19 protein-coding genes, 1 tRNA gene and 3 riboswitches are annotated in these 22,884 nt (G+C 64.9%); of the genes, 7 read left to right on the top strand and 13 right to left on the bottom strand.

All coding sequences use genetic code 11. The annotated features are described in order from the left end of the window. Window positions 1-63 precede the first annotated feature (63 nt). From JX25_RS07355 to JX25_RS07345, 3 genes are all read right to left on the bottom strand, one after another. Entirely contained in the window at window positions 64-852 is a 789-nt protein-coding gene (locus JX25_RS07355) for an inositol monophosphatase family protein (protein ID WP_128254387.1), read from the bottom strand. A gap of 62 nt (window positions 853-914) precedes the next feature. Continuing rightward, the gene (locus JX25_RS07350; RefSeq protein ID WP_128254386.1) at window positions 915-2,123 is read right to left on the bottom strand and encodes an MFS transporter; all 1,209 of its coding nucleotides are present in this window, start codon (window positions 2,121-2,123) and stop codon (window positions 915-917) included. 27 nt (window positions 2,124-2,150) lie between these two features. Then, window positions 2,151-3,110: a LysR family transcriptional regulator gene (locus tag JX25_RS07345; RefSeq protein WP_128254385.1), complete on the bottom strand. Its 960-nt coding sequence runs from the start codon at window positions 3,108-3,110 to the stop codon at window positions 2,151-2,153. A gap of 96 nt (window positions 3,111-3,206) precedes the next feature. Further along, a riboswitch (glycine riboswitch) is annotated at window positions 3,207-3,296 on the top strand. Between the two features lie 3 nt (window positions 3,297-3,299). Next, window positions 3,300-3,366, top strand: a riboswitch (glycine riboswitch). Window positions 3,367-3,443: 77 nt separating this feature from the next. Between JX25_RS07345 and gcvT the strand changes: the two genes are divergently transcribed. The 4 genes from gcvT (at window position 3,444) to JX25_RS07325 (ending at window position 7,928) form a co-directional block, all read left to right on the top strand. Next, window positions 3,444-4,541: a glycine cleavage system aminomethyltransferase GcvT gene (gene gcvT, locus JX25_RS07340; RefSeq protein ID WP_128254384.1), complete on the top strand. Its 1,098-nt coding sequence runs from the start codon at window positions 3,444-3,446 to the stop codon at window positions 4,539-4,541. Between the two features lie 11 nt (window positions 4,542-4,552). Then, entirely contained in the window at window positions 4,553-4,912 is a 360-nt protein-coding gene (gene gcvH / locus JX25_RS07335; protein ID WP_128254383.1) for a glycine cleavage system protein GcvH, read from the top strand. Window positions 4,913-4,957: 45 nt separating this feature from the next. Beyond that, window positions 4,958-7,798 (top strand): aminomethyl-transferring glycine dehydrogenase, encoded by a 2,841-nt coding sequence (gene gcvP, locus JX25_RS07330; RefSeq protein WP_128254382.1) that lies wholly within the window; start codon window positions 4,958-4,960, stop codon window positions 7,796-7,798. 54 nt (window positions 7,799-7,852) lie between these two features. Then, a tRNA-Ala gene (locus JX25_RS07325) sits at window positions 7,853-7,928 on the top strand. A gap of 31 nt (window positions 7,929-7,959) precedes the next feature. On the opposite strand, the gene JX25_RS07320 is transcribed toward JX25_RS07325, so the two are convergent. The 7 genes from JX25_RS07320 to thiD form a co-directional block, all read right to left on the bottom strand. Then, complete coding sequence (locus tag JX25_RS07320) at window positions 7,960-10,182, bottom strand: putative bifunctional diguanylate cyclase/phosphodiesterase (protein WP_128254381.1); 2,223 nt, start codon at window positions 10,180-10,182, stop codon at window positions 7,960-7,962. 168 nt (window positions 10,183-10,350) lie between these two features. Beyond that, the gene (locus JX25_RS07315; protein WP_128254380.1) at window positions 10,351-11,295 is read right to left on the bottom strand and encodes a HesA/MoeB/ThiF family protein; all 945 of its coding nucleotides are present in this window, start codon (window positions 11,293-11,295) and stop codon (window positions 10,351-10,353) included. After that, window positions 11,280-11,858 carry a thiamine phosphate synthase gene (locus JX25_RS07310; RefSeq protein WP_128254379.1) on the bottom strand — a complete coding sequence of 193 codons (579 nt, stop codon included), beginning with the start codon at window positions 11,856-11,858 and terminating at the stop codon, window positions 11,280-11,282. The genes JX25_RS07315 and JX25_RS07310 overlap by 16 nt, the downstream gene beginning before the upstream one ends. Next, window positions 11,855-12,616: a thiazole synthase gene (locus JX25_RS07305; protein WP_128254378.1), complete on the bottom strand. Its 762-nt coding sequence runs from the start codon at window positions 12,614-12,616 to the stop codon at window positions 11,855-11,857. The genes JX25_RS07310 and JX25_RS07305 overlap by 4 nt, the downstream gene beginning before the upstream one ends. Window positions 12,617-12,618: 2 nt before the next feature. Further along, window positions 12,619-12,813, bottom strand: a complete 195-nt coding sequence (thiS, locus tag JX25_RS07300; protein ID WP_128254377.1) for a sulfur carrier protein ThiS — start codon at window positions 12,811-12,813, stop codon at window positions 12,619-12,621. Continuing rightward, entirely contained in the window at window positions 12,797-13,744 is a 948-nt protein-coding gene (locus JX25_RS07295) for an FAD-dependent oxidoreductase (protein ID WP_128254376.1), read from the bottom strand. The genes thiS and JX25_RS07295 overlap by 17 nt, the downstream gene beginning before the upstream one ends. Next, window positions 13,741-14,529: a bifunctional hydroxymethylpyrimidine kinase/phosphomethylpyrimidine kinase gene (thiD, locus tag JX25_RS07290; RefSeq protein WP_128254375.1), complete on the bottom strand. Its 789-nt coding sequence runs from the start codon at window positions 14,527-14,529 to the stop codon at window positions 13,741-13,743. The genes JX25_RS07295 and thiD overlap by 4 nt, the downstream gene beginning before the upstream one ends. 62 nt (window positions 14,530-14,591) lie before the next feature. After that, window positions 14,592-14,695, bottom strand: a riboswitch (TPP riboswitch). 246 nt (window positions 14,696-14,941) lie between these two features. Between thiD and JX25_RS07285 the strand changes: the two genes are divergently transcribed. Genes JX25_RS07285 through JX25_RS14810 form a run of 3 tightly spaced genes read left to right on the top strand, consistent with a single transcriptional unit; the run spans window position 14,942 to window position 17,144 of the window. Then, a complete protein-coding gene (locus JX25_RS07285; protein WP_128254374.1) occupies window positions 14,942-15,859 on the top strand; it encodes a sulfurtransferase in 918 nt (305 codons plus the stop codon). Next, window positions 15,859-16,983, top strand: coding sequence for a YeeE/YedE family protein (locus tag JX25_RS07280; RefSeq protein ID WP_128254373.1), 1,125 nt, complete (start codon window positions 15,859-15,861; stop codon window positions 16,981-16,983). The genes JX25_RS07285 and JX25_RS07280 overlap by 1 nt, the downstream gene beginning before the upstream one ends. Next, window positions 16,980-17,144 carry a hypothetical protein gene (locus JX25_RS14810; RefSeq protein ID WP_164876083.1) on the top strand — a complete coding sequence of 55 codons (165 nt, stop codon included), beginning with the start codon at window positions 16,980-16,982 and terminating at the stop codon, window positions 17,142-17,144. The genes JX25_RS07280 and JX25_RS14810 overlap by 4 nt, the downstream gene beginning before the upstream one ends. A gap of 4 nt (window positions 17,145-17,148) precedes the next feature. Here JX25_RS14810 and JX25_RS07275 read toward each other — a convergent pair whose 3' ends face one another. From JX25_RS07275 to JX25_RS07265, 3 genes are read right to left on the bottom strand one after another with little or no spacing between them, the layout of a single operon-like run. Then, entirely contained in the window at window positions 17,149-18,492 is a 1,344-nt protein-coding gene (locus tag JX25_RS07275) for an efflux transporter outer membrane subunit (RefSeq protein ID WP_128254372.1), read from the bottom strand. Continuing rightward, window positions 18,489-21,593: an efflux RND transporter permease subunit gene (locus JX25_RS07270; RefSeq protein WP_128254371.1), complete on the bottom strand. Its 3,105-nt coding sequence runs from the start codon at window positions 21,591-21,593 to the stop codon at window positions 18,489-18,491. Before JX25_RS07270 ends, JX25_RS07275 begins: the two co-directional genes overlap by 4 nt. Next, complete coding sequence (locus JX25_RS07265; protein WP_128254370.1) at window positions 21,593-22,756, bottom strand: efflux RND transporter periplasmic adaptor subunit; 1,164 nt, start codon at window positions 22,754-22,756, stop codon at window positions 21,593-21,595. Before JX25_RS07265 ends, JX25_RS07270 begins: the two co-directional genes overlap by 1 nt. Window positions 22,757-22,884 lie beyond the last annotated feature (128 nt).

The following is a 22,884-nucleotide window of genomic DNA, read 5'->3' as shown; positions in this document are numbered from 1 at the left end:
CGGGTTCGTGGCGCAGGTTGTGACGCAGCCCCCCTGCAAGCGCAAGCGGGCTGCGGCGATAGGTCACTCGCCGCGGATGACCTTGCGGAAGGGCTCGAACAGGCCCTCGTTGCCGACGATGACCGAACCGCTTTCCAGCGGATCCTGACCGTCGCGAATCCCCGACACAAGGCCGCCTGCTTCACGCACGATGACCAGCCCGGCAGCCATGTCCCACGGCTGGATGCCGCGTTCCCAGTAACCGTCGTAGCGGCCGGCCGCCACATAGGCCAGATCAAGCGCGGCGGCGCCCCAGCGGCGAACGCCGGCGCAAACGGGCATCAGCCGTGCCAGATCCTGAAGCGTCGCAGGCAGGGTGCCGCGGCCGCCGAAGGGAACGCCGGTGGCAAAGATGCCCTCGATCATCTGGCGACGGCCCGACACGCGCAGGCGCTGGTCGTTCATCCAGGCGCCGGCGCCTTTTTCGGCCCAGAAAAGTTCGTCCTTCGCGGCATCGAACACGACGCCAGAGACGATTTCGCCCTTGTGTTCAAGTGCAATGGAAACGCACCAGTGGGGCAGGCCGTGCAGGAAGTTGGTGGTCCCGTCCAGCGGGTCCACGATCCAGCGACGGGTCGGGTCCTGCCCGTCGGCGCCGCCTGTTTCCTCGCCCAGCCAGCCATAGGTGGGGCGGGCGGTCATCAGTTCTTCCTTGATGATCCGTTCAGCCTCGCGGTCGGCTTTCGTGACGAAGTCGCCCGGCCCCTTGGAGGAGACCTGAAGGTTCTCGACTTCGCGGAAGTCCTTCACGAGGGACCGGCCAGCCTTGCGGGCCGCCTTGATCATGACGTTGAGGTTCGCGCTGCCTTGCATGCCGAGGGACTCCTGTTTTCAAGGGCGGGGGTATACCCGCAGGGCCGCCCGAAGAAAAGGGGTCAGCGGGCGAACTCGTGCCGGCGTGGCAGCAGGGCCGTCAGGATGCCAAGCGCCGGCAGCCAGGCACAGGCCGCATAAACGGCGCGGATGCCGTAAGCGTCCGCTGCAAGGCCCAGCCCTGCCGCGGCGATGCCGCCCATCCCGAAGGCCAGCCCGAAGAAGATGCCGGCCACCATGCCCACGCGCCCCGGCAGCAGTTCCTGCGCCGTGACCACGATGGCGGGGAATGAGGATGCGATGATGAAGCCGATGATCACCGTCAGAACCGCCGAGCCCATCAACCCCGCATAAGGCAGTGCCAGCGTGAAGGGCAGCGCACCAAGAACCGAGAACCAGATCACCGTTGTGGTGCCGAAGCGGTCGCCGATCGGCCCGCCCAGCAGCGTTCCCGCCGCCACAGCGCCAAGGAACAGGAACAGCATCAGTTGCGAGGTCTGGGTCGAAACGCCGAAGCTCTCGATCAGGTAGAAGGTGTAATAGGAGGAAATGCTGGCCGTGTAGGCGTTCTTGGAAAAGGTCAGGAAAGCCAGAACCAGCAGCGCAAGGATGATGCGGTTGCGGGGCAGGGGCAGCGTGCGATCCACCGGGGCGCGGCCCTTGGTGCGCGCATAATCCTGGTACCACAGGCCCACGCGATAGAGGATGACGATGCCCAGTGCCGCCAGAACGCAGAACCATGCGACAGAAGGCCGGCCCAACGGCACCACGATGAAAGCCGCCAGCAACGGCCCGGCCGCCTGGCCCGCATTGCCGCCCACCTGAAAGATCGACTGCGCCGCCCCGAACTTCCCGCCCGAGGCCATGCGCGCCACGCGGCTTGCCTCCGGGTGGAAGACAGAGCTTCCGATCCCGATCAGCGCCGCCCCGACCAGCAGCATCGCGAAACTGGGCGCCCATGCCAGAACAAGCAGCCCCATGAAGCTGGAGGCCATGCCCACGGGCAGCGACATCGGCGCGGGCTTGCGATCGGTATAGATGCCGACCACCGGCTGCAGCAGCGATGCGGTGCATTGGAAGATCAGCGTCAGCATCCCGATCTGCCAATAATCCAGCGAGAAGTCTTCCTTCAGGATCGGGTAGATGGCCGAAAGCAGAGATTGCAGAACGTCGTTGACGAAGTGGCACAGGCTGACAGCAAGAATGACAGGATAGGCCGTGGATAAGGCCGGCGCCGTGGCCGGCTTCACGACATTCTGAACGTCCGTCATCCTATCCCTCCGCTTTGCGTGCCTTGGTCATAAACCCGCAGGGGCCGCAGCGCCAGCAAGATTGCGGCCTATCAGCGCACCCTTCCAGTCCCGCAGCGCCAGCGACTGCGATTCCGACAGCGCAAGAAAATCGGTCATGAAGGGCTTTGCGTCGTCGGCGGTGCGCGTCGCGGCATAGCTGGTGCGCGTGATCGTGCCGGGGGAAAGGGGCAGCAGGGCGTAATCCGGATGCTCGCGTACCTCGCGAAGGACCCAGTCGGGCATGACGGATACGCCGCGATCCGCCGCCACCAGCATCAGGATCACGGCCGTCAGTTCCACCGCCCGCGTGCCACGGGGTTCCACCCGCGCAGGCGTCAGAAGTTCGGTGAAGATGTCCAGCTTTTCGCGGGCGACGGGATAATGGATCAGAAGCTGGTCGCGGAAATCGGCAGCCTCGATCATGTCGCGGCTGGCCAGCGGGTTCATGGCCGAACAGATGAAGGTTGGCTGGTAATCGAACAGCGGATGAAAGGTCACCCCCTCCATCGCGACGGGATCGGATGTGATGACAACGTCGATTTCATCGCGCAACAGGGCGGGAAGGGCATCGAAGGCCAGCCCCGCACGGATGTCCACATCCACATCCGGCCATTCGTGGCGGAAGGTTTCCAGCGCCGGAAGCAGCCATTCGAAGCAGGCATGGCATTCCATGGCGATGTGCAGCCGCCCTGTCTTGCCGGACCGCAGGGCGCGAAACTCTTCTCCCAGCGCCTCCACCTCGGGCAGGACGCGGTCGGCAAGGCGCAGCATCCGCAGCCCCGCCGCCGAAAGCTTCATGGGCTTGGTGCGGCGAACAAACAGTTCGACCCCCGCCTGATCCTCAAGGCCCTTCACCTGATGCGACAACGCCGATTGGGTGATGTTCAGCATCTCGGCCGCGCGGGCAAGTCCGCCGGCGCGGTGGATGGCGCGGATGGTGCGAAGGTGGCGCAGCTCCAGATGCATCTTGCGGTTATCCTCATGTTTGCGCTGCGCATCATGAAGCGGGTCGCGGGCGCTGTAAATCTCTTGCCAGACGGTTTTCCCTTGGCTAGACGTGCGCCCATCAGGTCAGGGAGAAGCCGGTTCGCGCCGGTGCCGAAGGAGCAACCGCCCCGGTAAACTCTCAGGCAAAAGGACCGGCCTGACACGAAGCTCTGGAGAGAGGCCGTTTTCGCGCGGCCCGCCGACGGGATAACGATCTCAGGCGCAAGGGACAGAGGGGGCATCGCGGGACAGGGATCTGCCTGTCCGAGTGGTGCCGGTAATTCCCCGGCCTGACATGACCGAGAGGTGCCCATGGCCGACCTGCAACGCCTTCCGCTGCACGATCTTCACGTTGAACATGGGGCCCGCATGGTTCCCTTTGCGGGATGGGAAATGCCCGTCCAGTTCCAGGGCGTGATGGCGGAACACCTGCACACCCGCGAAAAGGCCGGTCTGTTCGATGTCAGCCACATGGGGCAGGTGATCCTGAAGCCGCGTGCCGGCATGGACGCCCTTGCGCACGAGCTTGAGGCGTTGATGCCCGTATCCGTTGCCGCGCTGGCCGAGGGGCGGCAACGCTATGGCCTTCTGACCAACGAACAGGGCGGCATCCGCGATGATCTGATGTTCGCCAACCGGGGCGATCATTTCTATGTGGTCGTCAATGCCGCCTGCAAGGACGCCGATATTGCCCACCTGACGGCTCATCTGGGCGATCAGGTCCAGCCGGTGCAAGGCCGCGCCCTTCTGGCGCTGCAAGGTCCGCTGGCAGAAGATGCGCTGGCCCGTCTGGTTCCCGCGGTTTCCGCGATGCGCTTTATGGACGTGATCACCGTCGACACGCTGTTCGGGCCGCTCTGGATCTCCCGCTCGGGCTATACAGGCGAGGACGGGTTCGAGATTTCGGTGCCGGATGCCGGCGCCGATGGTTTTGCCCGTGCGCTTCTGGCCATGGAAAAGGTTGCGCCCATCGGCCTTGGTGCCCGCGACAGCCTGCGGCTGGAGGCCGGGCTGTGCCTTTACGGCCATGACATCGACGATCGCACCAGCCCGGTCGAGGCGGGGCTGACATGGGCCATCCAGAAATCGCGCCGCGCTGGCGGTTTCGCGGGTGACGATCGTATCGTGAAGGAACTTTCCGAAGGGCCCGAACGTCTTCGCGTGGGGCTTCTGCCCGAAGGCCGCGCGCCGATGCGCGAGGGTGTGGCGCTGTTTGCTGCTGATGGCACGCCGGTCGGCACCGTCACCTCTGGCGGGTTCGGCCCGTCGGTCGGCAAGCCGGTCGCGATGGGCTATGTCGCCTCTGCCCATGCTGCCGTTGGCACGCCCTTGTTTGGCGAGGTGCGGGGCAAGCGTCTGCCCGTCACCGTTGCCGCCCTTCCTTTCGTCCCCGCATCCTACAAACGTTAAGGACCTTCCCCATGAAATATACCGAAGAGCATGAATGGCTGCGCGTTGAAGGCGATCATGTCGTCGTCGGCATCACCGAACACGCCGCGACCCAGCTGGGCGACGTGGTTTTCGTCGAAATGCCCGAGGTGGAAACGCAGGTTGCCACGGGTGACGAGGTTGTCGTGATCGAAAGCGTCAAGGCCGCCTCGGACATCCTTGCCCCCATCGACGGAGAGATCGTGGAGGTGAATGACGAACTCGCCTCCAACCCCGGCCTCGTGAACGAGGATCCGACCGGACGCGCGTGGTTCTTCAAGCTGAAGGTGGACGATCTGAGCGTTCTGGACACCTTCATGGACGAAGACGAATACGCCGACCTTATCGGCTGATCCTGGGGGCCGCTGTGCCCCCGCTTTTCTTACGGCAGGACTGTCATGGCCTATACGCCCGTCGCTTACGATCCCTATGATTTCGCCAACCGCCGCCATATCGGCCCATCCCCTTCCGAGATGGAAGAGATGCTGGCCGCCTGCGGTGTTTCCTCGCTGGATCAGCTGATCGAGGAAACGATCCCCGCCTCCATCCGGCAGGACAAGCCGCTGGACTGGGCCCCCTTGGCCGAGCATGAACTGCTGGCAAGGATGCGCGAAGTTGCCGACAAGAACCGCGTGATGACGCAGCTGATCGGGCAGGGGTATTACGGGACGGTCACGCCGCCCGCGATCCAGCGCAACATCCTGGAAAATCCGGCCTGGTACACCGCCTATACCCCCTATCAGCCCGAGATCGCGCAGGGCCGCCTTGAGGCGCTTCTGAACTATCAGACGATGGTGTCGGACCTGACGGGCCTGCCGGTTGCCAATGCTTCGCTTCTGGACGAGGCGACGGCGGCGGCCGAGGCCATGGCGATGGCGGAACGCGCCGCGAAATCGAAGGCCCGCGCCTTCTTCGTGGACGAAGCTTGCCACCCGCAGACGATCGAGGTGATCCGCACCCGCGCCCTGCCGCTGGGGATCGAGGTGATCGTGGGGCCGGCGGATACGCTGGATGCGAACGCCGTTTTTGGCGCGATCTTCCAGTATCCCGGCACCTTCGGCGAAGTGCGCGACTTCATCGCCGAGATCGAGGCGCTGCACGCCGCCAAGGCCATCGCCGTGGTGGCGACCGACCTGCTGGCACTGTGCATCCTGAAAGAGCCGGGCGCGATGGGCGCGGATATCGCCGTAGGCAGTTCGCAGCGCTTCGGCGTGCCGATGGGCTATGGCGGCCCGCATGCGGCCTTCATGTCCTGCCGGGACGAGCTGAAGCGGTCGATGCCCGGCCGTATCGTGGGCGTTTCTATCGATGCGCGTGGGAACAAGGCCTATCGCCTTGCCCTGCAAACGCGCGAACAGCACATCCGCCGCGAAAAGGCGACCTCCAACGTTTGCACCGCACAAGCGCTGCTGGCGGTGATGGCCAGCTTCTATGCGGTGTTCCACGGCCCGCGGGGCCTGCGCGCGATTGCCGAACGTGTGCATTTCAACACCGTCCGGCTGGCCAATGCGCTGCGCGAGGCAGGGGCCGATGTGCAGCCTTCCGCCTTCTTCGACACGATCACCGTGCGCGTGGGCGTGGGGCAGCAGGGCATCATGGCGGCGGCCCGTCACCGCGGCATCAACCTGCGCAAGGTGGGCCGCGACCGCGTCGGCATCAGCCTTGATGAAACCACGAATGACGAAGTGATCGCCCGCGTTCTGGACGCCTTCGGCATCACGGAAGCCGCGCCTGCCACAACCGAACCTTCCGTCCCCGAGGCGATGCTGCGCCAGACCGATTACCTGACCCACCCCGTGTTCCACATGAACCGGGCGGAATCGGAGATGATGCGTTACATGCGCCGTCTGGCCGATCGCGATCTGGCGCTGGACCGTGCGATGATCCCGCTGGGATCCTGCACGATGAAGCTGAACGCCGCAGCCGAGATGATGCCGATCACCTGGCCGGAATTCGGCAGCCTGCACCCCTTCGCGCCGGTCAACCAGGCGCAGGGTTATGCCGAGGCGATCTCCGACCTGGCGGAGAAGCTGTGCACCATCACCGGCTATGACGCGTTTTCCATGCAGCCCAATTCGGGGGCGCAGGGGGAATATGCGGGGCTTCTGACCATTCAGGCCTACCACCGCTCGCGCGGGGACGTGGACCGGAACATCTGCCTGATCCCGATGTCGGCCCATGGCACCAACCCGGCCACCGCGCAGATGGTGGGGATGAAGGTTGTCGTGGTGAAATCCTCGCCCAACGGTGACGTGGATATCGACGACTTCCGCGCCAAGGCCGAAGCCGCGGGCGACAAGCTGGCCGCCTGCATGATCACCTATCCTTCCACCCACGGCGTGTTCGAGGAAGCCGTGCGCGAGGTGTGCGAGATCACGCACAAGCATGGCGGTCAGGTCTATATCGACGGGGCCAACATGAACGCGATGGTGGGTCTGGTGAAGCCCGGTGCCATCGGCGGTGATGTCAGCCACCTGAACCTGCACAAGACCTTCGCCATCCCGCATGGCGGCGGCGGCCCCGGCATGGGGCCGATCGGCGTGAAGGCGCATCTGGCGCCGTTCCTGCCGGGCCACCCCGAAACGGGTGGGGATGAAGGGCCGGTTTCGGCTGCTCCCTATGGTTCGGCTTCGATCCTGCTGATCTCTTGGGCGTATTGCCTGATGATGGGCGGCGAGGGGCTGGCGCAGGCAACGCGCGTGGCGATCCTGAACGCCAACTATATCGCGGCGCGGCTGCGCGGGGCGTATCAGGTGCTGTTCATGGGCAACCGTGGACGCGTGGCGCATGAATGCATCCTTGATACCCGTCCCTTCGCCGAAGCGGGCGTGACGGTAGATGACATTGCCAAGCGCCTGATCGACAACGGCTTCCACCCGCCGACCATGAGCTTCCCCGTTCCCGGCACGCTGATGGTGGAGCCGACGGAATCCGAAACCAAGGCAGAGCTGGATCGCTTCATTACCGCGCTTTTGACCATCCGCGACGAGATCAAGGCGGTGGAGGCGGGCGAAATCTCGGCCGATGATTCCCCTCTTCGGCACGCCCCCCACACGGTGGAGGATCTGGTTGCCGACTGGACCCGCGCCTATCCACGCGAACAGGGCTGCTTCCCGGCAGGCAGCTTCCGGGTGGACAAGTACTGGCCGTCCGTGGGCCGCGTCGACAACGCCTATGGCGACCGGAACCTGATCTGCACCTGCCCGCCGATCGAGGCGTATCAGGACGCGGCCGAATAAGCCTTTTCTGCCCCGTTGACAGACAAATGACGATGGGGCAGAAATTTCGCCGTTGGGGTCGTAGCTCAGTTGGGAGAGCGCGTCGTTCGCAATGACGAGGTCAGGGGTTCGATCCCCCTCGACTCCACCATCCTCTGCTTGATTGCACTGTGGTTTGTCGTTCAGGCGATCGAACGCGACGGCGGGGACAGATAGGTCACCTTCGACGGGCTTTCCAGTTCCAGGCGCAGGCGTGCCAGCGCTTCTGCATTCATGGGCCGTCCCAGATGATACCCCTGGAAGCTCGTGCAGCCCAGGGACGTCAGGACAACCAGTTGCGTTTCCTGTTCCACGCCCTCGGCCGTAACGTCGATCCCAAGCGAGGAGGCCATCTCGATCATCGTGTGCACAAGCCTCATGGCTGTCGCATCGCAGTCCAGCTGCTGCACGAACGACTTGTCGATCTTCACCCGGTCGAAGCCGAACTCCCGAAGATAGCGGATGGAGGAATGCCCCGTTCCGAAATCATCCAAGGCGATCGTTACGCCGACTTCGCGCAGGGCCGTGATGTTCTTTTGCGTAATGCTGCGACGGTTTATGGCCGTCCGCTCTGTCAGTTCCAGTTCGAGGCGCGAAGGGGGCAGGCCGTGATCGCTCAGCACCGCCAGAACCTGCGCGGAATAGCCGGCACGGGAAATCTCCAGTGCGGAGACGTTGACGGACACCTTCGGCAAAGCCAGTTCCATGGCCGCACGGCATGCCTTGGCCAGCACCGTCCGCCCAAGCCCTTCGATAAGGCCGCGTTCTTCTGCAAGAGCCACGAACACCTCGGGTGAGATTTCCCCCAGATCGGGATGGTGCCACCTTGCAAGCGCTTCCGCCCCCAGCAGCGCGCCTTGCCTGTCGAAGATCGGCTGATACTGGACCGTGATCTCGTCGCCGCCATTGGTCAGCACAACCGCCAGATCAGCCGCGAGCCGGTTCTTCTTGCCATCCGCATCATCCATGCTGCCATGGTAAAGGGTGAACTGGGCCCGCCCGCCGTTCTTGGACCGGTAAAGCGCGATGTCGGCGCAGCGGATCATTTCATCCTTCGTGCGGGTGCAGGCTTCCGAATGGACGGCACCCATGCTGGCGGTGATCTGGAAATAATGACCGTCGATGCGGAAAGGCTCCGACAGTTCCGCATCGATCCGGCGGCAATGCTGCGCAAGGTCGTCCTCGGTCGCGACATCGGGCACGATGATCGCGAATTCGTCCCCGCCAAGCCGTGCAACCGTCGCGCCGTCATCAAGAACCCGAAGCAGGCGCGCCGCAACCCGCTGAACAAGCTTGTCGCCCATCGGGTGACCATAATTGTCGTTCACCTGCTTGAAGGCATCAAGATCGACCAGGATCACACCGGCAGGGGGGGCATTGTCCTGCAGCGCCTGTTCCATGCGTTCTTTCAGCAGCACGCGGTTTGCAAGGCCGGTCAGCATATCATGATGCGCCCGGTGCCTCGCGTCCCGCTCGCTTCGTGCCAGCTGCTTGGTTGTGCGGTTCAGGCGGATGGCCAGCATCAGGAACATCCCAAAGCACACGAGCGAAACCATTGCGGCGGTCGGTGCCAGTTCCCGCGCCAGCGCGTGGCCCGGCCGGTCCGGTGCCCAGGAAAACCAACTTTCCCGCGCCGCGCCGTCAAGAACGGGCACGGAAAGGCGCGGGGTCGCTGCGACCGATGTGCTGAACTGCGCATCGGCAAGCTGGAAGGGCTGGGCCACTTTCTGCGCCAGAGCCGCATTCAGATGCCGGACCGCGACGTGAAGCGAGGTCGCCTTGGGCAGGAAGGGGATCATGTCGTTTTCCGGCACGATGGGCACTATGCTGATGAACGCCGGTCCATCTTCAAGATCGACGATATCGGTCCGGGAAAGCTTGCCGGCTTCCTCTGCATCGGCTGCCTCAAGCACCAGCTCATACAGTTCGGCAAGCAGCGGCCGGATGGCCTGAAGCGTTTGTTCCTGCGTATCGACCGGAACGGTCGACATTTTCGCAGCTGCATAGATGAGCGTTCCTGCGGGATCGACAATGAAATCGAGATCGTGGCCGAAATATTCCTGCATCCAGACGCCAAGGTTGTCGCGCATGAACACTTCGTTTCGCTTGCGCACTTGAAGAACGGCGTCGTTCCACACGACGGAACTGCGCTGTTCCCTTGGCTGGCTTTCCAGCAGAGAGCTTATCATTGTCCGGGCAAATGCCGCTTCACGCTGTGCCGCATCATGATTGATCTGCCGAACGCCCATAAAGGAAAACATCCCCGCAACCAGCACGCCCGCAAGACCGAGGAAAAGGATTGCCAGAAGGGTGATCGATGCCGATCGCCGAGAGTAGGTCGGGGGGGAATGATTGATAAGCCGCATGACCAGACACTCGGTGAGAAACCTTAACGAGTTCTGCTTCTCCCCGATCCCACAGCCAAATGGGACACCTAAATGATAGCATTACATATTGAATACCGCAGAAAGTTTAACAGAACTGTTCTTTTGGACAGGTTCAGGCAACGTTCCCGTACTCCTGCCTGCCGTGGTTCAGAAATCCCCCGCGGCGAGCAGCGCAATCTCTCCGTCCCACCTCGTGGCCAGGGCATCCGCCGCCCGCCATGCGCGCAGCCCCGAGCGGCAGGCAAAGACGGTGCGCTGCCCCTCGTGGGGGGTGACGCGGCCGGGTTGCCGCAGGGCATGGGGAGCGATCGCTGCGGGTGTCTCGTCCTTTCCGCGCAGTTCCACGATCAGGTCGGTTTTCCGCAGGTCGCTGCGCGCGATGAACCGGTATCCGCCTTGCGGTTCGGGCGCGCGATCGAAACGGAAGGTCGAAGGGCGCAGCCCGTCCATCCGGATCAACTGACCAAGCGGTGAGGGGGCAAGCCCCAACAGCACCGAAAGCGCCATCTGCGCCTGCATTGCCCCCAGCATTCCCACCATCGGGCCCAGCACGCCTGCCGTCGAACAGCTTGCAAGCGTTTCGGGCAGGTCGGGAAACACCGCACGAAGCGAGGGCGCGCCGCCGCAAAAGCCGCCGACATAACCCGCGACCCCCAGAACCGAGGCCGAGATGAGCGGCACCCCCGCCGCAAGGCAGGCATCCGAAAGGGTGTAGCTGGCAGCGAAACTGTCGGCGCAATCCAGAACCACATCCGCCTGCGCCACCATCGCCGCATTCGACGGATCAAGCGTGCATATCAGTGGTGTCACGGTGGCAAGGGGGTTCAGCGCCGCCATTTCTGCTGCTGCCGCCGTGGCTTTTGGCTTGCCGATGTGGCGGCCATAGATGGGCTGGCGGTGCAGGTTCGTTTCCTCGGCCCTGTCGGGATCGATCAGGGTGATGTGCCCGATGCCCGCGCCGACAAGATATTGCAGCGCCGGCACGCCAAGGCCACCGGCACCCACGATCAGCACATGCGCGGCGCGCAGCTTCGCCTCGCCCTCCGGCCCCGTGACCAGCGCTTGACGCGCGTATCTTAAAGCGTCAGCCATTCGCGCATCCTTGCCTGGGGGTCAGGGTTCAGCGTGATGTCGGTAACGGCCGAGGCGATGTCGGCGCCCGCTGCCAGCGCCTCGCGTGCGCGTTCGGGCGTCAGGCCACCGATGGCACAAAGCGGGATGGTCCCGATCCGCGCCTTCCATTCGGTCAGCTTTTCCACCCCCTGCCGTTCCCATTTCATCTTCTTCAGGATGGTCGGCCAGACGGGACCAAGGGCGATGTAATCGGGATCGCAGGCCAGCGCCCGCTCCAGCTCCGCCTCGTCATGGGTGGAGATGCCAAGCTTCAGGCGGGCCTTGATGGCCGGCAGGTCAGCGTCGTCCAGATCCTCTTGCCCCAGATGCACCCAGTCGCAGTCCAGATCCAGCGCGGCCTGCCAGTGATCGTTCACCACAAGGATGGCACCCGCCGCACGGCACAGATCGCGGGCGCGGGTAATCTCCTCCTCCGGATCGCGGTCCTTCACGCGCAACTGCACCATGCGCACGCCAAGGGGCAGGGCGCGGGCGATCCAGTCGGCGCTGTCGAAAATGGGATAGAAGCGGGGAAGCGTCACAGGAAGGCCTTTCCGATAAGGGGGGTGGAGGGCGCGGCCATGTCGCGCGGCTCCATCGGGTCGGCGGCATGGGCGGCGGTGCCCGCCTCGATCGCCAGCGCCATGGCACGGGCCATGCCTGCGGGATCGCCCGCCTTGGCCACGGCGGTGTTCAGCAGAACGGCGTCAAACCCCATTTCCATCGCGGCTGCGGCATGGCTGGGCAGGCCGATGCCCGCATCCACCACCAGAGGAACATCCGGAAAATGCGCCCGCAACGCCCGCAGCCCGTAACGGTTGTTCAGCCCAAGGCCCGATCCGATGGGCGCACCCCAGGGCATGAGAACCTCGCATCCCGCATCCAGAAGATGTTCGCAGACGATCAGATCCTCGGTACAATAGGGGAAGACCTGAAACCCGTCCGCCGTCAGGATGCTGGCGGCTTCGACCAGTGCGAAAGGATCGGGCTGCAGGCTGTCGGCATGGCCGATCACCTCCAGCTTGATCCATGGCGTGTCGAACACCTCGCGGGCCATCTGGGCGGTGGTGACGGCCTCGCGCACGGTGTGGCAGCCGGCAGTGTTGGGCAGGATGCGGGTGCCAAGATCGCGGATCAACGCCCAGAAATCCTGCCCGCCGCCGGTTTCGCGCCGCAAGGACACGGTGGCGATGCCCGCCCCCGAGGCGCGGAACGCTTCGGCCAGAATGGCGGGCGAGGGGTATCCCGCGGTGCCCAGCATCAGCGCACTGGAAACTTCGGTGCCATAGAAGGTGGGCATCCTCAGCCTCCCTGCATGGGGGCAAGCACTTCCAGCGCCGCACCTTCGGTCAGTGCCGTGGTGGCGCGAAGGCCTGCGGGAACGAAATCGCCGTTCAGGGCGGTGGCAAGCTTGCCGGTGAAGCCCGCTTCCTCCAGCGCCTCGGCAACGGTGGTGGCGCGCAGATCGTGCGGGGTGCCGTTAATCGTGATCTTCATCCATGAACTCCGGTCGTTGGCCCGTGGTGATGTGGTCCGCCACCATTTGCGCCACGGCGGGCGCCAGCAGGAAGCCATGGCGATACAAACCGTTGGCATGGATCGTATCGCCCTTGCGGCGGATGCGGGGCAGGTTGTCGGGAAAGGCGGGGCGGGCATCGGCCCCAAGCTCCAGCACCTCCGCCTCGGCGAAGGCGGGGTGCAGGGCATAGGCGGCGGAAAGCATCTCCAGCACCGCACGCGCGGTGACGGGGCCGCGATGGGCGGATTCCACCGTTGTCGCGCCCAGCATGAAAACACCGTCGCCGCGCGGCACGATGTAAAGCGGAATGCGCGGATGAAGCAGCCGGACAGGGCGTGACAGGGTGATGTCGCGGCAGCGGATCACCAGCATTTCGCCGCGCACGCCGCGCAGATCGCGCAGGGCATCGCGGGCGGCAAGGCCGCGCGCATCGATGATGCGGCCTTGCGGTTCGGCCCCGAAGGCGATGCCCTTGCCTTGCAGATTTGCTGTCAGGATCGCCAGCGCGTCGCGGGGTGTCAGATGGGCCTCGTCATCAAAAAACAGCCCGCGCGTGAAGCGGGCAAGGTCGGGCTCCACCTCGGCCGGGGCGATGTCGCGGTGATTGCTGGTGCGGCGGGCAAAGCGTGTCACCTCCGCGCGGTCACGGGCGGGGCTGACGACCAGCGTGCCGTTGCGCATGACGGGAACGCCTTGTGCCTGCCACCAGTCGGCAGCGATCAAGCCGTTGCGGGTGACGGGTTCTTCCGCCGCCTCCCCTTCGCAGAAGGGGGCGAGCATGCCGCCCGCATACCACGAACATGCCTCTGGCCCGGCAGGGCTGCCGGCGATCTGCACCGGAACGTCGCGCGCCGTAAGTTCTGTTGCGATGCAAAGGCCAAGAACACCGGCGCCGCGGATGGTGATCATGCCCACACCTCGTGGAAGTGATGCACGGGGCCGTGGCCGCGCCCGATCCCCAGCCCGTCGGCGGCGCGGATCGCGCCTTGCAGCCAGCCATGCGCGCGACGCACGGCATCGGTCATCGGCAGTCCCTGTGCCAGCCCGGCAGCGATGGCCGCGGATAGAGAGCAGCCGGTGCCATGTGTGTTCCGGGTGTGGATGCGGGGGGCGGTGAACCGCTCCACCCCCGTGCCCACCAGCAGGTCGGTGCAAACGGGGCCGTCGGCATGACCGCCCTTCATCAGCACGAAGCGGGGGCCAAGCGCACGCAGCGCACGGCCCTGCGCCAGCATCTCCTCCTCGGTCGTGGCGGGCTTGGTGCCCAGCAGGCGCGCCGCTTCCGGCAGGTTCGGCGTCAGGATCGTGGCGCGGGGCAGCAGTTGCGACACCAGCGCCTCGATCGCGCTGTCCGGCAGCAGTGCCGCGCCGGATTTGGCGATCATCACCGGATCCAGCACCACGGGCAGATCGGGCAGGCCAGCCGCAACCACGGCAATCGCCTCCGGCCCGCCGACCATCCCGATCTTGATCGCATCAACGGCGATGTCATCCAGTACCGCCGACATCTGCGCTGCGATCATGGGCGGGGCCACCGCATCAACGGCACGCACGTCCACTGTGTTCTGCGCCGTGATCGCCGTCAGCACGCTGGCGCCGTAAACGCCAAGCGCCGAGAATGCCTTCAGGTCGGCCTGGATCCCCGCGCCGCCGCCACTGTCGGAGCCTGCGATGGTCAATGCCGTCTTGGTCATGCGTTCTCTCCACATGGGGGCATGACGGGCAGGGGCGGCAGAACGCCGCGCGCCGGTTTGCGCGCATCCGTCCGCTCGTTCCCTACGCCGGCATGACCCGGATCAGGTTCGATGGGTCGGTGCGCGGCACCTCTCAGCCCCGGAACGGGCACCCCAACGAGCAGTTCACGCGAAGCTATGCCGCCTTCCGTTCCCATGCAAGAGGGTCGCGCAATAAGGACATCCCCCGCCATGGCCCGACGGCACAGGAACCTTGTTCCGCCGTGATGGCAGCGAAAGAACGGCCGTTCGCCCCCGCTGGATGACGCGAAACGCGCAAGGGGCATAGCGAGCGGCCGTTTCCCCCGTGCCACTTGTGATCAGGCGGCAAACCGCCGAAATGGAGGCCAAACCCATGCAGACGGGGCATCCGATGAAAACCATTCTTCTTTCCGCGATCACGCTGGCCGGATGGGCCGGTATGGCAGCTGCCAATGACTTCGGTCCGCTTCTGGCCCCGGCACAGGTGCAGGAAGCAACCGCGCCGCTGATCCTCGATATCCGCGAGGAAGGCTTCGACAAGGGCCATATCGAAGGCGCGGTTTCCGCACCTTATTCGCTGTTCCGCGGGCCGGCCAGCAACCCCGGAGAGCTGATCCCCGAAGACAAGCTGGAGGCGACGCTGCGCGATCTGGGCGTGACGTACGAACGCCCCACGCTGATCGTGCACCAAGGCAAGGATGACAGCGACTTCGGTGCGGCGGCACGCGTCTATTGGACGCTGAAATCTTCGGGCGTCAGCCAGATCGCGATCCTCAACGGCGGCATGAACGCCTGGCGCGATGCAGGCCTTGCAGTCACCACGCAGGCCACTGCGCCGCAGCCGTCGGATATCGACATCACCTTCTCGGACCAGTGGCTGGCCACCGAGGAAGACGTGAACGCTGTCGTGGGCGGCGAAAAGACCGCCACGCTGGTGGACGCCCGCCCGCCCGCCTTCTTCGAGGGCAAGCAGGCGCACCCTTCGGCTGACCGCCCCGGCACGCTTCCGGGGGCGGAAAATGTTCCCCATTCCGTCTGGTTCGATGGCACGCCCCGCATCGGTGATGCCACCAACGCCAAGGAAATCGCCGCGCGGCTTGGCCTGAACGGGCAGGAAGAGGTGGTGTCCTTCTGCAATACCGGTCACTGGGCCTCCACCGAATGGTTCGCGCTTTCGGAACTGGCGGGGCTGCCGAACGTGAAGCTCTATCCCGAATCCGTTGTCGGCTATTCCCATAACGGCGGTGAAATGGCGAACGTACCCGGCCTGATGGACAACCTGCTGCGGCAGATCCGGGGCGTGAACTGATGGCAACGGCTGCGATCGATGCCCCTGCAGGGGCAGGGGCAAAACGCGGTACGCTGATCCTTCTGGCACTTGTTGCCGTCGGGGCCGTGTCGCTGCTGGCGGGCGCACGGTTCGGGCTGCTGCTGGCCATCGGCCTTGGGTTCGGCATCGTGCTGGAGGGGTTGCGTTTCGGATTTGCAGGTCCTTGGCGGGCGATGCTGCTGCGGCGTGATCCGGCGGGCATTCTTGCGCAGCTTCTGGCCATTGCGCTGGTGGCTGTTGTCGCCTTTCCGCTCCTTTCCTCCCACGCGGGGGAGCTTACGGGCGCGCAGGCCCCGATAGGTTTCGCGATGGTTGGCGGTGCTTTTGTGTTCGGCATCGCGATGCAGATCGTTCTTGGTTGCGGATCGGGAACGCTGGTGAATGCGGGCAGCGGAAACCCGGTCAGCCTTGTTGCGCTGCCGTTCTTCTGCATCGGAAGCTTTTTCGGGGCGTTGAACCTTGTGTGGTGGACCGACCTTGGATCGCTGCCAATCATCGTTCTGCAGGGCACCGGCGGGCTTGCGGTGACGCTGGGGCTGCTGGCGCTGGTGGCCGTGGTGGTGCTGGTGATTGCCGCGCCCGGCACGCGCCGCATCCCGACGCGGCTGATCGTGGCGGCCGTGCTGATGGCGGCACTGGCACTTGGCAACCTCGTGGTGGCGGGGCAGCCCTGGGGCGTGGTTTATGGCCTTGGCCTTTGGGTTGCCAAGGCTGCAACGTCAATGGGTGCCGACCTGTCGGGTTCCGCCTTCTGGGCCGCACCGGGCAACGCCGCGCGCATCGGGCAAAGCGTTCTGACCGATGTTACCTCGCTTACCAATTTCGGCATCATCGGCGGGGCGTTCCTTGTGGCGGCGTGGCGTCGCGGAGGGTTGTCGCAGCCCCTGCCGAGCCTGCCCGCACGGGCATGGATCGCCACGATCATCGCGGGCTTCCTGCTTGGCTATTCCTCGCGCCTGGCGTTCGGCTGCAATGTGGGGGCGTTCTTTTCGGGCATTTCCACCGGCAGCCTGCATGGCTGGGCGTGGTTCGCGGCAGGCTTTGCCGGATCGGCGCTGGGCGTGCGCCTGCGCCCCCATCTGGGGCTGGAGGGCCGGGCATGACGCGCAAGCTGACAGCAGGGGCGGCACTGGCCTTCATCCTTGGCGTGATCGCGCTGGATGTGACAGGCGCGCCGGCAAACCCCTACAAGGCGCCGGCGCTGCTGGCGCTGGGATCAGGCGCAGTTGCCACGGGCGGTTTCTGCGGGGCCTTGCCGAAATGACGGGTCAGGGCGCCGGATAGGCGCCCGCCCCAAGCGCGATCTGCAACGTCGCATAATCGACGGCCTGATCGCGCACCGCCGACGCCTCGCCCAGACGCGCATTGGCAAGCGAGCGGTCGGTGTCCAGAAGATCCAGAAGTGACAGGGCACCCGCCTCGAAGTTCTGCTGCGAAAGGGTCAGCGCCCGCTCGTACGAGGCGACGGACCGGGCAAGAAGCGCCACCGTCCGCCCGTCGCGCCGGAAGGTGCTGTTTGCGCTTTGCACATCCTCCACCGCGTCCAGCACGCTTTGCCGCCACGCAATCTCGGCCTGCCGCGCTGCGGACAGGCTTTCGTCCCGCGCCGCGCGCAGTTGCGGCTGATTGAAGATGGCTTGCGCAAGTGAGGGGCCGAAGCTCCACGCATCGGTCCCGCCTTCGGTGACGGAGCCGGACAGCGTAACCGAGGGGTAAAGCTGCGCCGTCGCCACGCCCACCTGCGCCACCGACTGGGCCAGTTGGCGTTCGGCCTGCCGGACATCTGGGCGGTTGCGAACCAGATCGGCAGGGATGCCGATGGCGGCCGCATTGCGCGGTCTGGGCTGCGGCGCACCCGCCTGCATCCGTGCCACCAGCGGCTGCGCCGGTTCGGCCAACAGCGTTGCAATTGCATAAACGTTGGACAGGAACGCCGCTTCCAGTGCGGGAAGATTGGCGCGGGCATCGTCCAGAAGGGCCTGCACCTGCGCCTCGTCCAGTTCGGTTGCCGCACCCGAAGCGCGCTGGTTCTGCGTGATTTCCAGCGTGCGTTCGCGGGTGGCAATGGTTCGACGCGTCAGTTCCAGCGCATTCTGGTTATACCGCGCGTCGATATAGGCACCAAGGATCGCCGAAAGATAGGCAAGCCGGGTCACGCCCACATCCGCCTCTGCCGCGCCAAGATTGGCCAGTGCCGCCTGGCGTGCACGGCGCACGCCGCCGAACAGGTCGATCACGAACTGGGCGTTCAGCGTTGTCGCGCTTTGCGTGCCGGCGGCCTGAACGGCACCGCCGCGCCGGCTGCTGCTGGCACTGACGCCGCCATCGACCGATGCGCTCAGCCCCGTCTGGCGCAGGCTGGCCTCGGCGGCGGCGATGCGTTCGTTGGCGGCGGCAAGGTCAAGGTTCTGCGCCAGCCCGCGTGCAACCAGATCGTTCAGCACCGGATCGTTATAAGCCGTCCACCAGCGGCGGGAGGCGACTTCCCCGATGGGGCCGGCACTTCCTTCGGCGAAGGTGGAGGCAAGGCGGATCTGCGGTGCGGTGTAATCGGGCCCTACGGCGCAGCCTGCGGTGGACAGCATCAGCAACAACAGGATGGGACGGATCATTTGGTTTCCTTGCGGCTGAAGATGCGGCGGACGCAGACGAAGAACGCCGGCACGAGGAAGATGCCAAGGATCGTGGCCGAGGTCATCCCCCCCAGCACGCCGATGCCGATGGCGTTCTGGGCGCCTGCACCCGCGCCGGTGGCGGTGGCCAGCGGAACCACCCCCAGAATGAACGCGAACGAGGTCATGAGGATCGGGCGCAGGCGCTGGCGGGCGGCTTCCAGCGTGGCGTCGATCAGGGTCCGGCCTTGCCGTTGCAGATCCACCGCGAACTCCACGATCAGGATGGCGTTCTTGGCGGCAAGGCCGATGGTGGTCAGAAGCCCCACCTTGAAATAGACGTCATTGGCCTGTCCCGTCAGAAGCGCCGCCGCCAGGGCACCCACAACCCCCACGGGCACTGCCAGCAGGACGGAAATCGGGATCGTCCAGCTTTCATAAAGCGCGGCAAGGCAAAGGAACACGACCAGCACCGAGATGGCGTAAAGGAACGGGGCCTGTGATCCCGAAAGCCGTTCCTGGTATGACAAACCTGTCCATGCGGCGCCATAGCTGCCGGGAAGGTCTGCCACCAGTTCCTCCATCCGGTCCATGGCCTGACCCGAGGAGACGCCTTCCGCCGGTGCGCCCGAAATCTGGATCGCGGAGGTGCCGCCGTAACGGTCAAGCGAGGCGGGAACGGTTTCCCATCCGATGCTGGCAAAGGAGGGGAAGGGTACCATTTCGCCGTCGGAATTGCGGGCCTGCCAGCGGTAAACGTCGTCGGGCTGCATCCGGAACGGCGCGTCGCCCTGCACGATCACGGGGCGCAGTTCTGCACCCATCTCGAAGTCGTTGACGTCCCGCCCCGAGAAGATGATCCCCAGCATGGCGTTCACCTCGGTTAGGGTCAGGCCATAGCTTTCGGCCTTTTGCGCATCGATATCGATCCGCATGGCGGTGCGGTCCTGGTTTTCATTTCCGCGCAGGTTCGTGACCTGCCCGTCTTCGGTCGCGCGTTCGACCAGAAGGTCGGCGGCGCGGCGCAGCGCCTCTTGCCCCGCGCCGGACTGGTCGATCAGGTACATCTCGAAGCCGGAGCTGTTGCCCATGCCGGGAATGGCCGAAGGCTGGATGACGATGATGCGCCCTGCGCGCATGGTTTTGCGGAAGTGGGCGTTTGCCCGCTGCGCCACGGCCCCTGCGCCAAGGTCCGGATCGCTGGCGCGTTCCGCGAAATCCTTCATCCGAACGAAGATCATGCCGCTGTTCTGGGCATTGCCGCCCCAGCCGAAGCCAAGCGCGGCAAAGGTGCTGGCGATGGCATCGCCTTCTTCGTCCAGCAGGTAATCCTCCACCGTTTTCATGGCGGCATTGGTCTGGGCGCTGGTTGATCCGTCGGGCAGGCGCACGATGACCATCAGCGATCCCTGATCTTCCTGCGGCAGGAACGAGGACGAGATGTTGGAGAACATCACCCAGATCAGGCCGATCACCACCGCAAGGGCGGCAAGGGCGGCGAAGGGGCGGCGCAGGATCCGCCGGTTGGCCCCGACATAGCCGCGGGTGAAGCGGTCGAAGTTGCGGTTGAACCAGCGGGCAGGGGCAACGCCCCCGCCATGCTTTCGCGGGCGCAACATGGTGGCGCAAAGCGCCGGCGTCAGGATCAGCGCGACCAGAACCGACAGCACCATGGCCGAGATGATCGTGATCGAGAACTGGCGATAGATGATGCCCGTTGAACCGCCGAAGAACGCCATCGGCAGGAACACGACCGACAGGATCATGCCGATCCCCACCAGCGCGCCGGTGATCTGGCCCATCGACTTTTCAGTCGCCTCGACAGGGCCAAGGCCTTCCTCCTCCATCACCCGTTCGACGTTTTCCACCACCACGATGGCATCATCCACCAGAAGGCCGATGGCCAGCACCATGGCGAACATCGTCAGCGTGTTGATGGAATATCCCAGAACCGAAAGGATGCCGAAGGTGCCCAGAAGCACGACCGGCACCGCCAGCGTCGGGATCAGCGTGGCGCGCCAGTTCTGCAGGAACACGAACATCACGATGAAGACGAGGATGATCGCCTCGATCAGGGTGTGTTCGACCTTCTTGATCGACAGTTCCACGAAGGGCGAGGTGTCATAGGCATAAGCGATGCTGACGCCTTCGGGGAAGGCGTTGGCCAGGCCGTCCAGCACTTCGCGCACGTTTCTTGCCGTTTCCACGGCATTCGCCCCGTTTTGCAGGTTCACGCCGAAGCCGGCCGCGTTGGACCGGCTGAAGCGGCTGTCACGGCCATAGCTTTCCTGACCTATCTCCACCCTCGCCACATCGCCAAGACGGACCGCGGCCCCATCCTCGCCGGTTTTCAGCAGGATGTTGCGGAACTGGTCCACGGTGGTCAGCTGGCTTTGGGCCGTGATCTCGGCTGTGAATTGCTGGCCTTCGATATTGGGCTGTTCCCCCAGAGATCCGACCGTGACGGTGCTGTTCTGGGCAGAAACCGCGCCTGTCACATCGGCGGGCGTCAGCTGGTATTGCACCAGCCGGTCGGGATCCAGCCAGATCCGCATGGCATAGCCGGAGCCGAACACGTTGATGCCCGACACGCCGGGCGTGCGCTGGATCGGCCCTTCGACCGTTTCTTCCAGCATGTCGGCCAATTCCAGCGCGCTATAGCGGTTGTCGGCACTGACCAGCGCCCCGATCATCAGGATGGAGGAGGTGGATTGCCGCACCGTGACGCCGTTGTCCTGCACCGTATCGGGCAGCTGGTTGATCACGCGCTGAAGCTGGTTCTGCACATCGACCTGCGCATCATCGCCATCGACGCTGTCATCAAACACCATCGCGATCGACGATCGTCCCCGAGAGGACGAGGATGTCATGTAAAGCAGCCCGTCAAGGCCGGTCATCGCATCCTCGATCACGGTGGTGACGGAGTTCTGCACCGCTTCCGCCGAGGCGCCGTTATAGCTGGCCGAGATGCGGACAGTGGGGGGCGCCACCTCGGGGTATTGGGAAATCGGCAGGGTGGTGATGCCAAGCGCCCCGAACAGCATCGTAACGATGGCCAGAACCCAGGCGAAGACGGGGCGGTGGATGAAGAAACGTGCCATCAGTTGCCCGTTTCTTCCACGACGCCAAGATCGTTGACCCGCGCCTCCACCGGTTGGCTCGTGGTGCCTTCGGATACCGCATCGCAATTGTCGACGATGATGCGGGCGCCGTCTTCCAGCCCTTGCGTGACGATCCACGCGTTGTCGCTGCTGCCGGCGGGCGTCACCGTGACCTCGGTCGCTTCGCTTTCGCCGTTCAGGGTCCAGACGCTGATGCGGCCATCGGGTTCCAGCGTCGCGGCAAGCTGCGGGATCAGGAAGGCATCGGCTGTTCCCACCGTGACGGACGCGCGAACGAACATGCCGGGCAGGATCAGCTGGCGAGGGTTCTCGAACTCCACCCGGATGCGGATGGTGCCCGTGGTCGTGGACACGGTGGAGGAGATGGCGCGCACGATGCCGGTGCCGTCGTAAACCTCGCCGTTTTCCAGCCGGATGGAGATGTTCAGGTGATCACCCGGGTCCATGTCGCCGCTGGCGATGCGCGCGCGGGTTTGCAGCATCTGCGAACTGGCCGCCGAGAGATCGACATAGATCGGGTCCAGCGCCGTCACCGTTGTCAGCGCGGCGGATTGCCCTGAGGTGACAAGATCCCCCACCGAGGTTTCGGGAATGCCCGCCACCCCGTCGATCGGGCTGGTGATGGTGGTGCGGTCAAGGTTGATGCGGGCGGTGGCCAGCGATGCTTCGGCCTGGCTGATGGCGGCGCGGGCCTGAAGCAACGTCACGCGCGCCTGGTCCACATCGGCCTGCGTCACCCCTGTGCCGGCCAGCCGTTCGAACCGTTCGGCGGTGGCCTCGGCGGCGGGCAGGGCTGCGCGGGCGCTTTCAAGCTGCGCCTGCGCGGAATCCAGATCAGCCTGATAACTGCGCGGGTCGATCGTGAACAGCGGGTCGCCCGCCTTTACTTCACTGCCCGGCTGATAGATAATTGACGTAACGATTCCGTCCACAAGCGGGCGGATTTCTGCCTCGCTGCGGGCTGCGGCCTGACCTGTAAGGGGCACGGTTACGGGAACCTTCTGACGATGAAGCGCAACAACGCCGGCACGCAAGGCCTCTTGCCCAGCGGATCCCTGCGCCATCGCCGGACCGGCCAGCATCAGCATCATTGCGGCCAGCGTCGCAAGAATGCGCGCGCACTTGCGTGGATATGCTGTCATGTCCCTCGTTCCGAGCTTGTGCTTGATGGTTGGGCCTTCATACGTGGCTTTCAGGATTTTCCGTCGTCGGATGCGGCTGACATGATGTCACGCTACCGTGAATGGAACTTTGCATGTGCGGCGGCCCA

The sequence above is a fragment of the Falsirhodobacter deserti genome, assembly GCF_004015795.1.
Lineage (GTDB): Bacteria > Pseudomonadota > Alphaproteobacteria > Rhodobacterales > Rhodobacteraceae > Falsirhodobacter > Falsirhodobacter deserti.
The sequence above is the reverse complement of the archived record's forward strand: the minus strand, read 5'-3'. Positions and strand labels throughout refer to the sequence as shown.

Coding starts and splice junctions, on each gene's coding strand:
- JX25_RS07355 (WP_128254387.1), bottom strand. CDS start 852: ATGCAAGGCAGCGCGAACCTCAACGTCATGATCAAGGCGGCCCGCAAG.
- JX25_RS07350 (WP_128254386.1), bottom strand. CDS start 2,123: ATGACGGACGTTCAGAATGTCGTGAAGCCGGCCACGGCGCCGGCCTTA.
- JX25_RS07345 (WP_128254385.1), bottom strand. CDS start 3,110: ATGCATCTGGAGCTGCGCCACCTTCGCACCATCCGCGCCATCCACCGC.
- gcvT (WP_128254384.1), top strand. CDS start 3,444: ATGGCCGACCTGCAACGCCTTCCGCTGCACGATCTTCACGTTGAACAT.
- gcvH (WP_128254383.1), top strand. CDS start 4,553: ATGAAATATACCGAAGAGCATGAATGGCTGCGCGTTGAAGGCGATCAT.
- gcvP (WP_128254382.1), top strand. CDS start 4,958: ATGGCCTATACGCCCGTCGCTTACGATCCCTATGATTTCGCCAACCGC.
- JX25_RS07320 (WP_128254381.1), bottom strand. CDS start 10,182: ATGCGGCTTATCAATCATTCCCCCCCGACCTACTCTCGGCGATCGGCA.
- JX25_RS07315 (WP_128254380.1), bottom strand. CDS start 11,295: ATGGCTGACGCTTTAAGATACGCGCGTCAAGCGCTGGTCACGGGGCCG.
- JX25_RS07305 (WP_128254378.1), bottom strand. CDS start 12,616: ATGCCCACCTTCTATGGCACCGAAGTTTCCAGTGCGCTGATGCTGGGC.
- thiS (WP_128254377.1), bottom strand. CDS start 12,813: ATGAAGATCACGATTAACGGCACCCCGCACGATCTGCGCGCCACCACC.
- JX25_RS07295 (WP_128254376.1), bottom strand. CDS start 13,744: ATGATCACCATCCGCGGCGCCGGTGTTCTTGGCCTTTGCATCGCAACA.
- thiD (WP_128254375.1), bottom strand. CDS start 14,529: ATGACCAAGACGGCATTGACCATCGCAGGCTCCGACAGTGGCGGCGGC.
- JX25_RS07285 (WP_128254374.1), top strand. CDS start 14,942: ATGAAAACCATTCTTCTTTCCGCGATCACGCTGGCCGGATGGGCCGGT.
- JX25_RS07280 (WP_128254373.1), top strand. CDS start 15,859: ATGGCAACGGCTGCGATCGATGCCCCTGCAGGGGCAGGGGCAAAACGC.
- JX25_RS14810 (WP_164876083.1), top strand. CDS start 16,980: ATGACGCGCAAGCTGACAGCAGGGGCGGCACTGGCCTTCATCCTTGGC.
- JX25_RS07275 (WP_128254372.1), bottom strand. CDS start 18,492: ATGATCCGTCCCATCCTGTTGTTGCTGATGCTGTCCACCGCAGGCTGC.
- JX25_RS07270 (WP_128254371.1), bottom strand. CDS start 21,593: ATGGCACGTTTCTTCATCCACCGCCCCGTCTTCGCCTGGGTTCTGGCC.
- JX25_RS07265 (WP_128254370.1), bottom strand. CDS start 22,756: ATGACAGCATATCCACGCAAGTGCGCGCGCATTCTTGCGACGCTGGCC.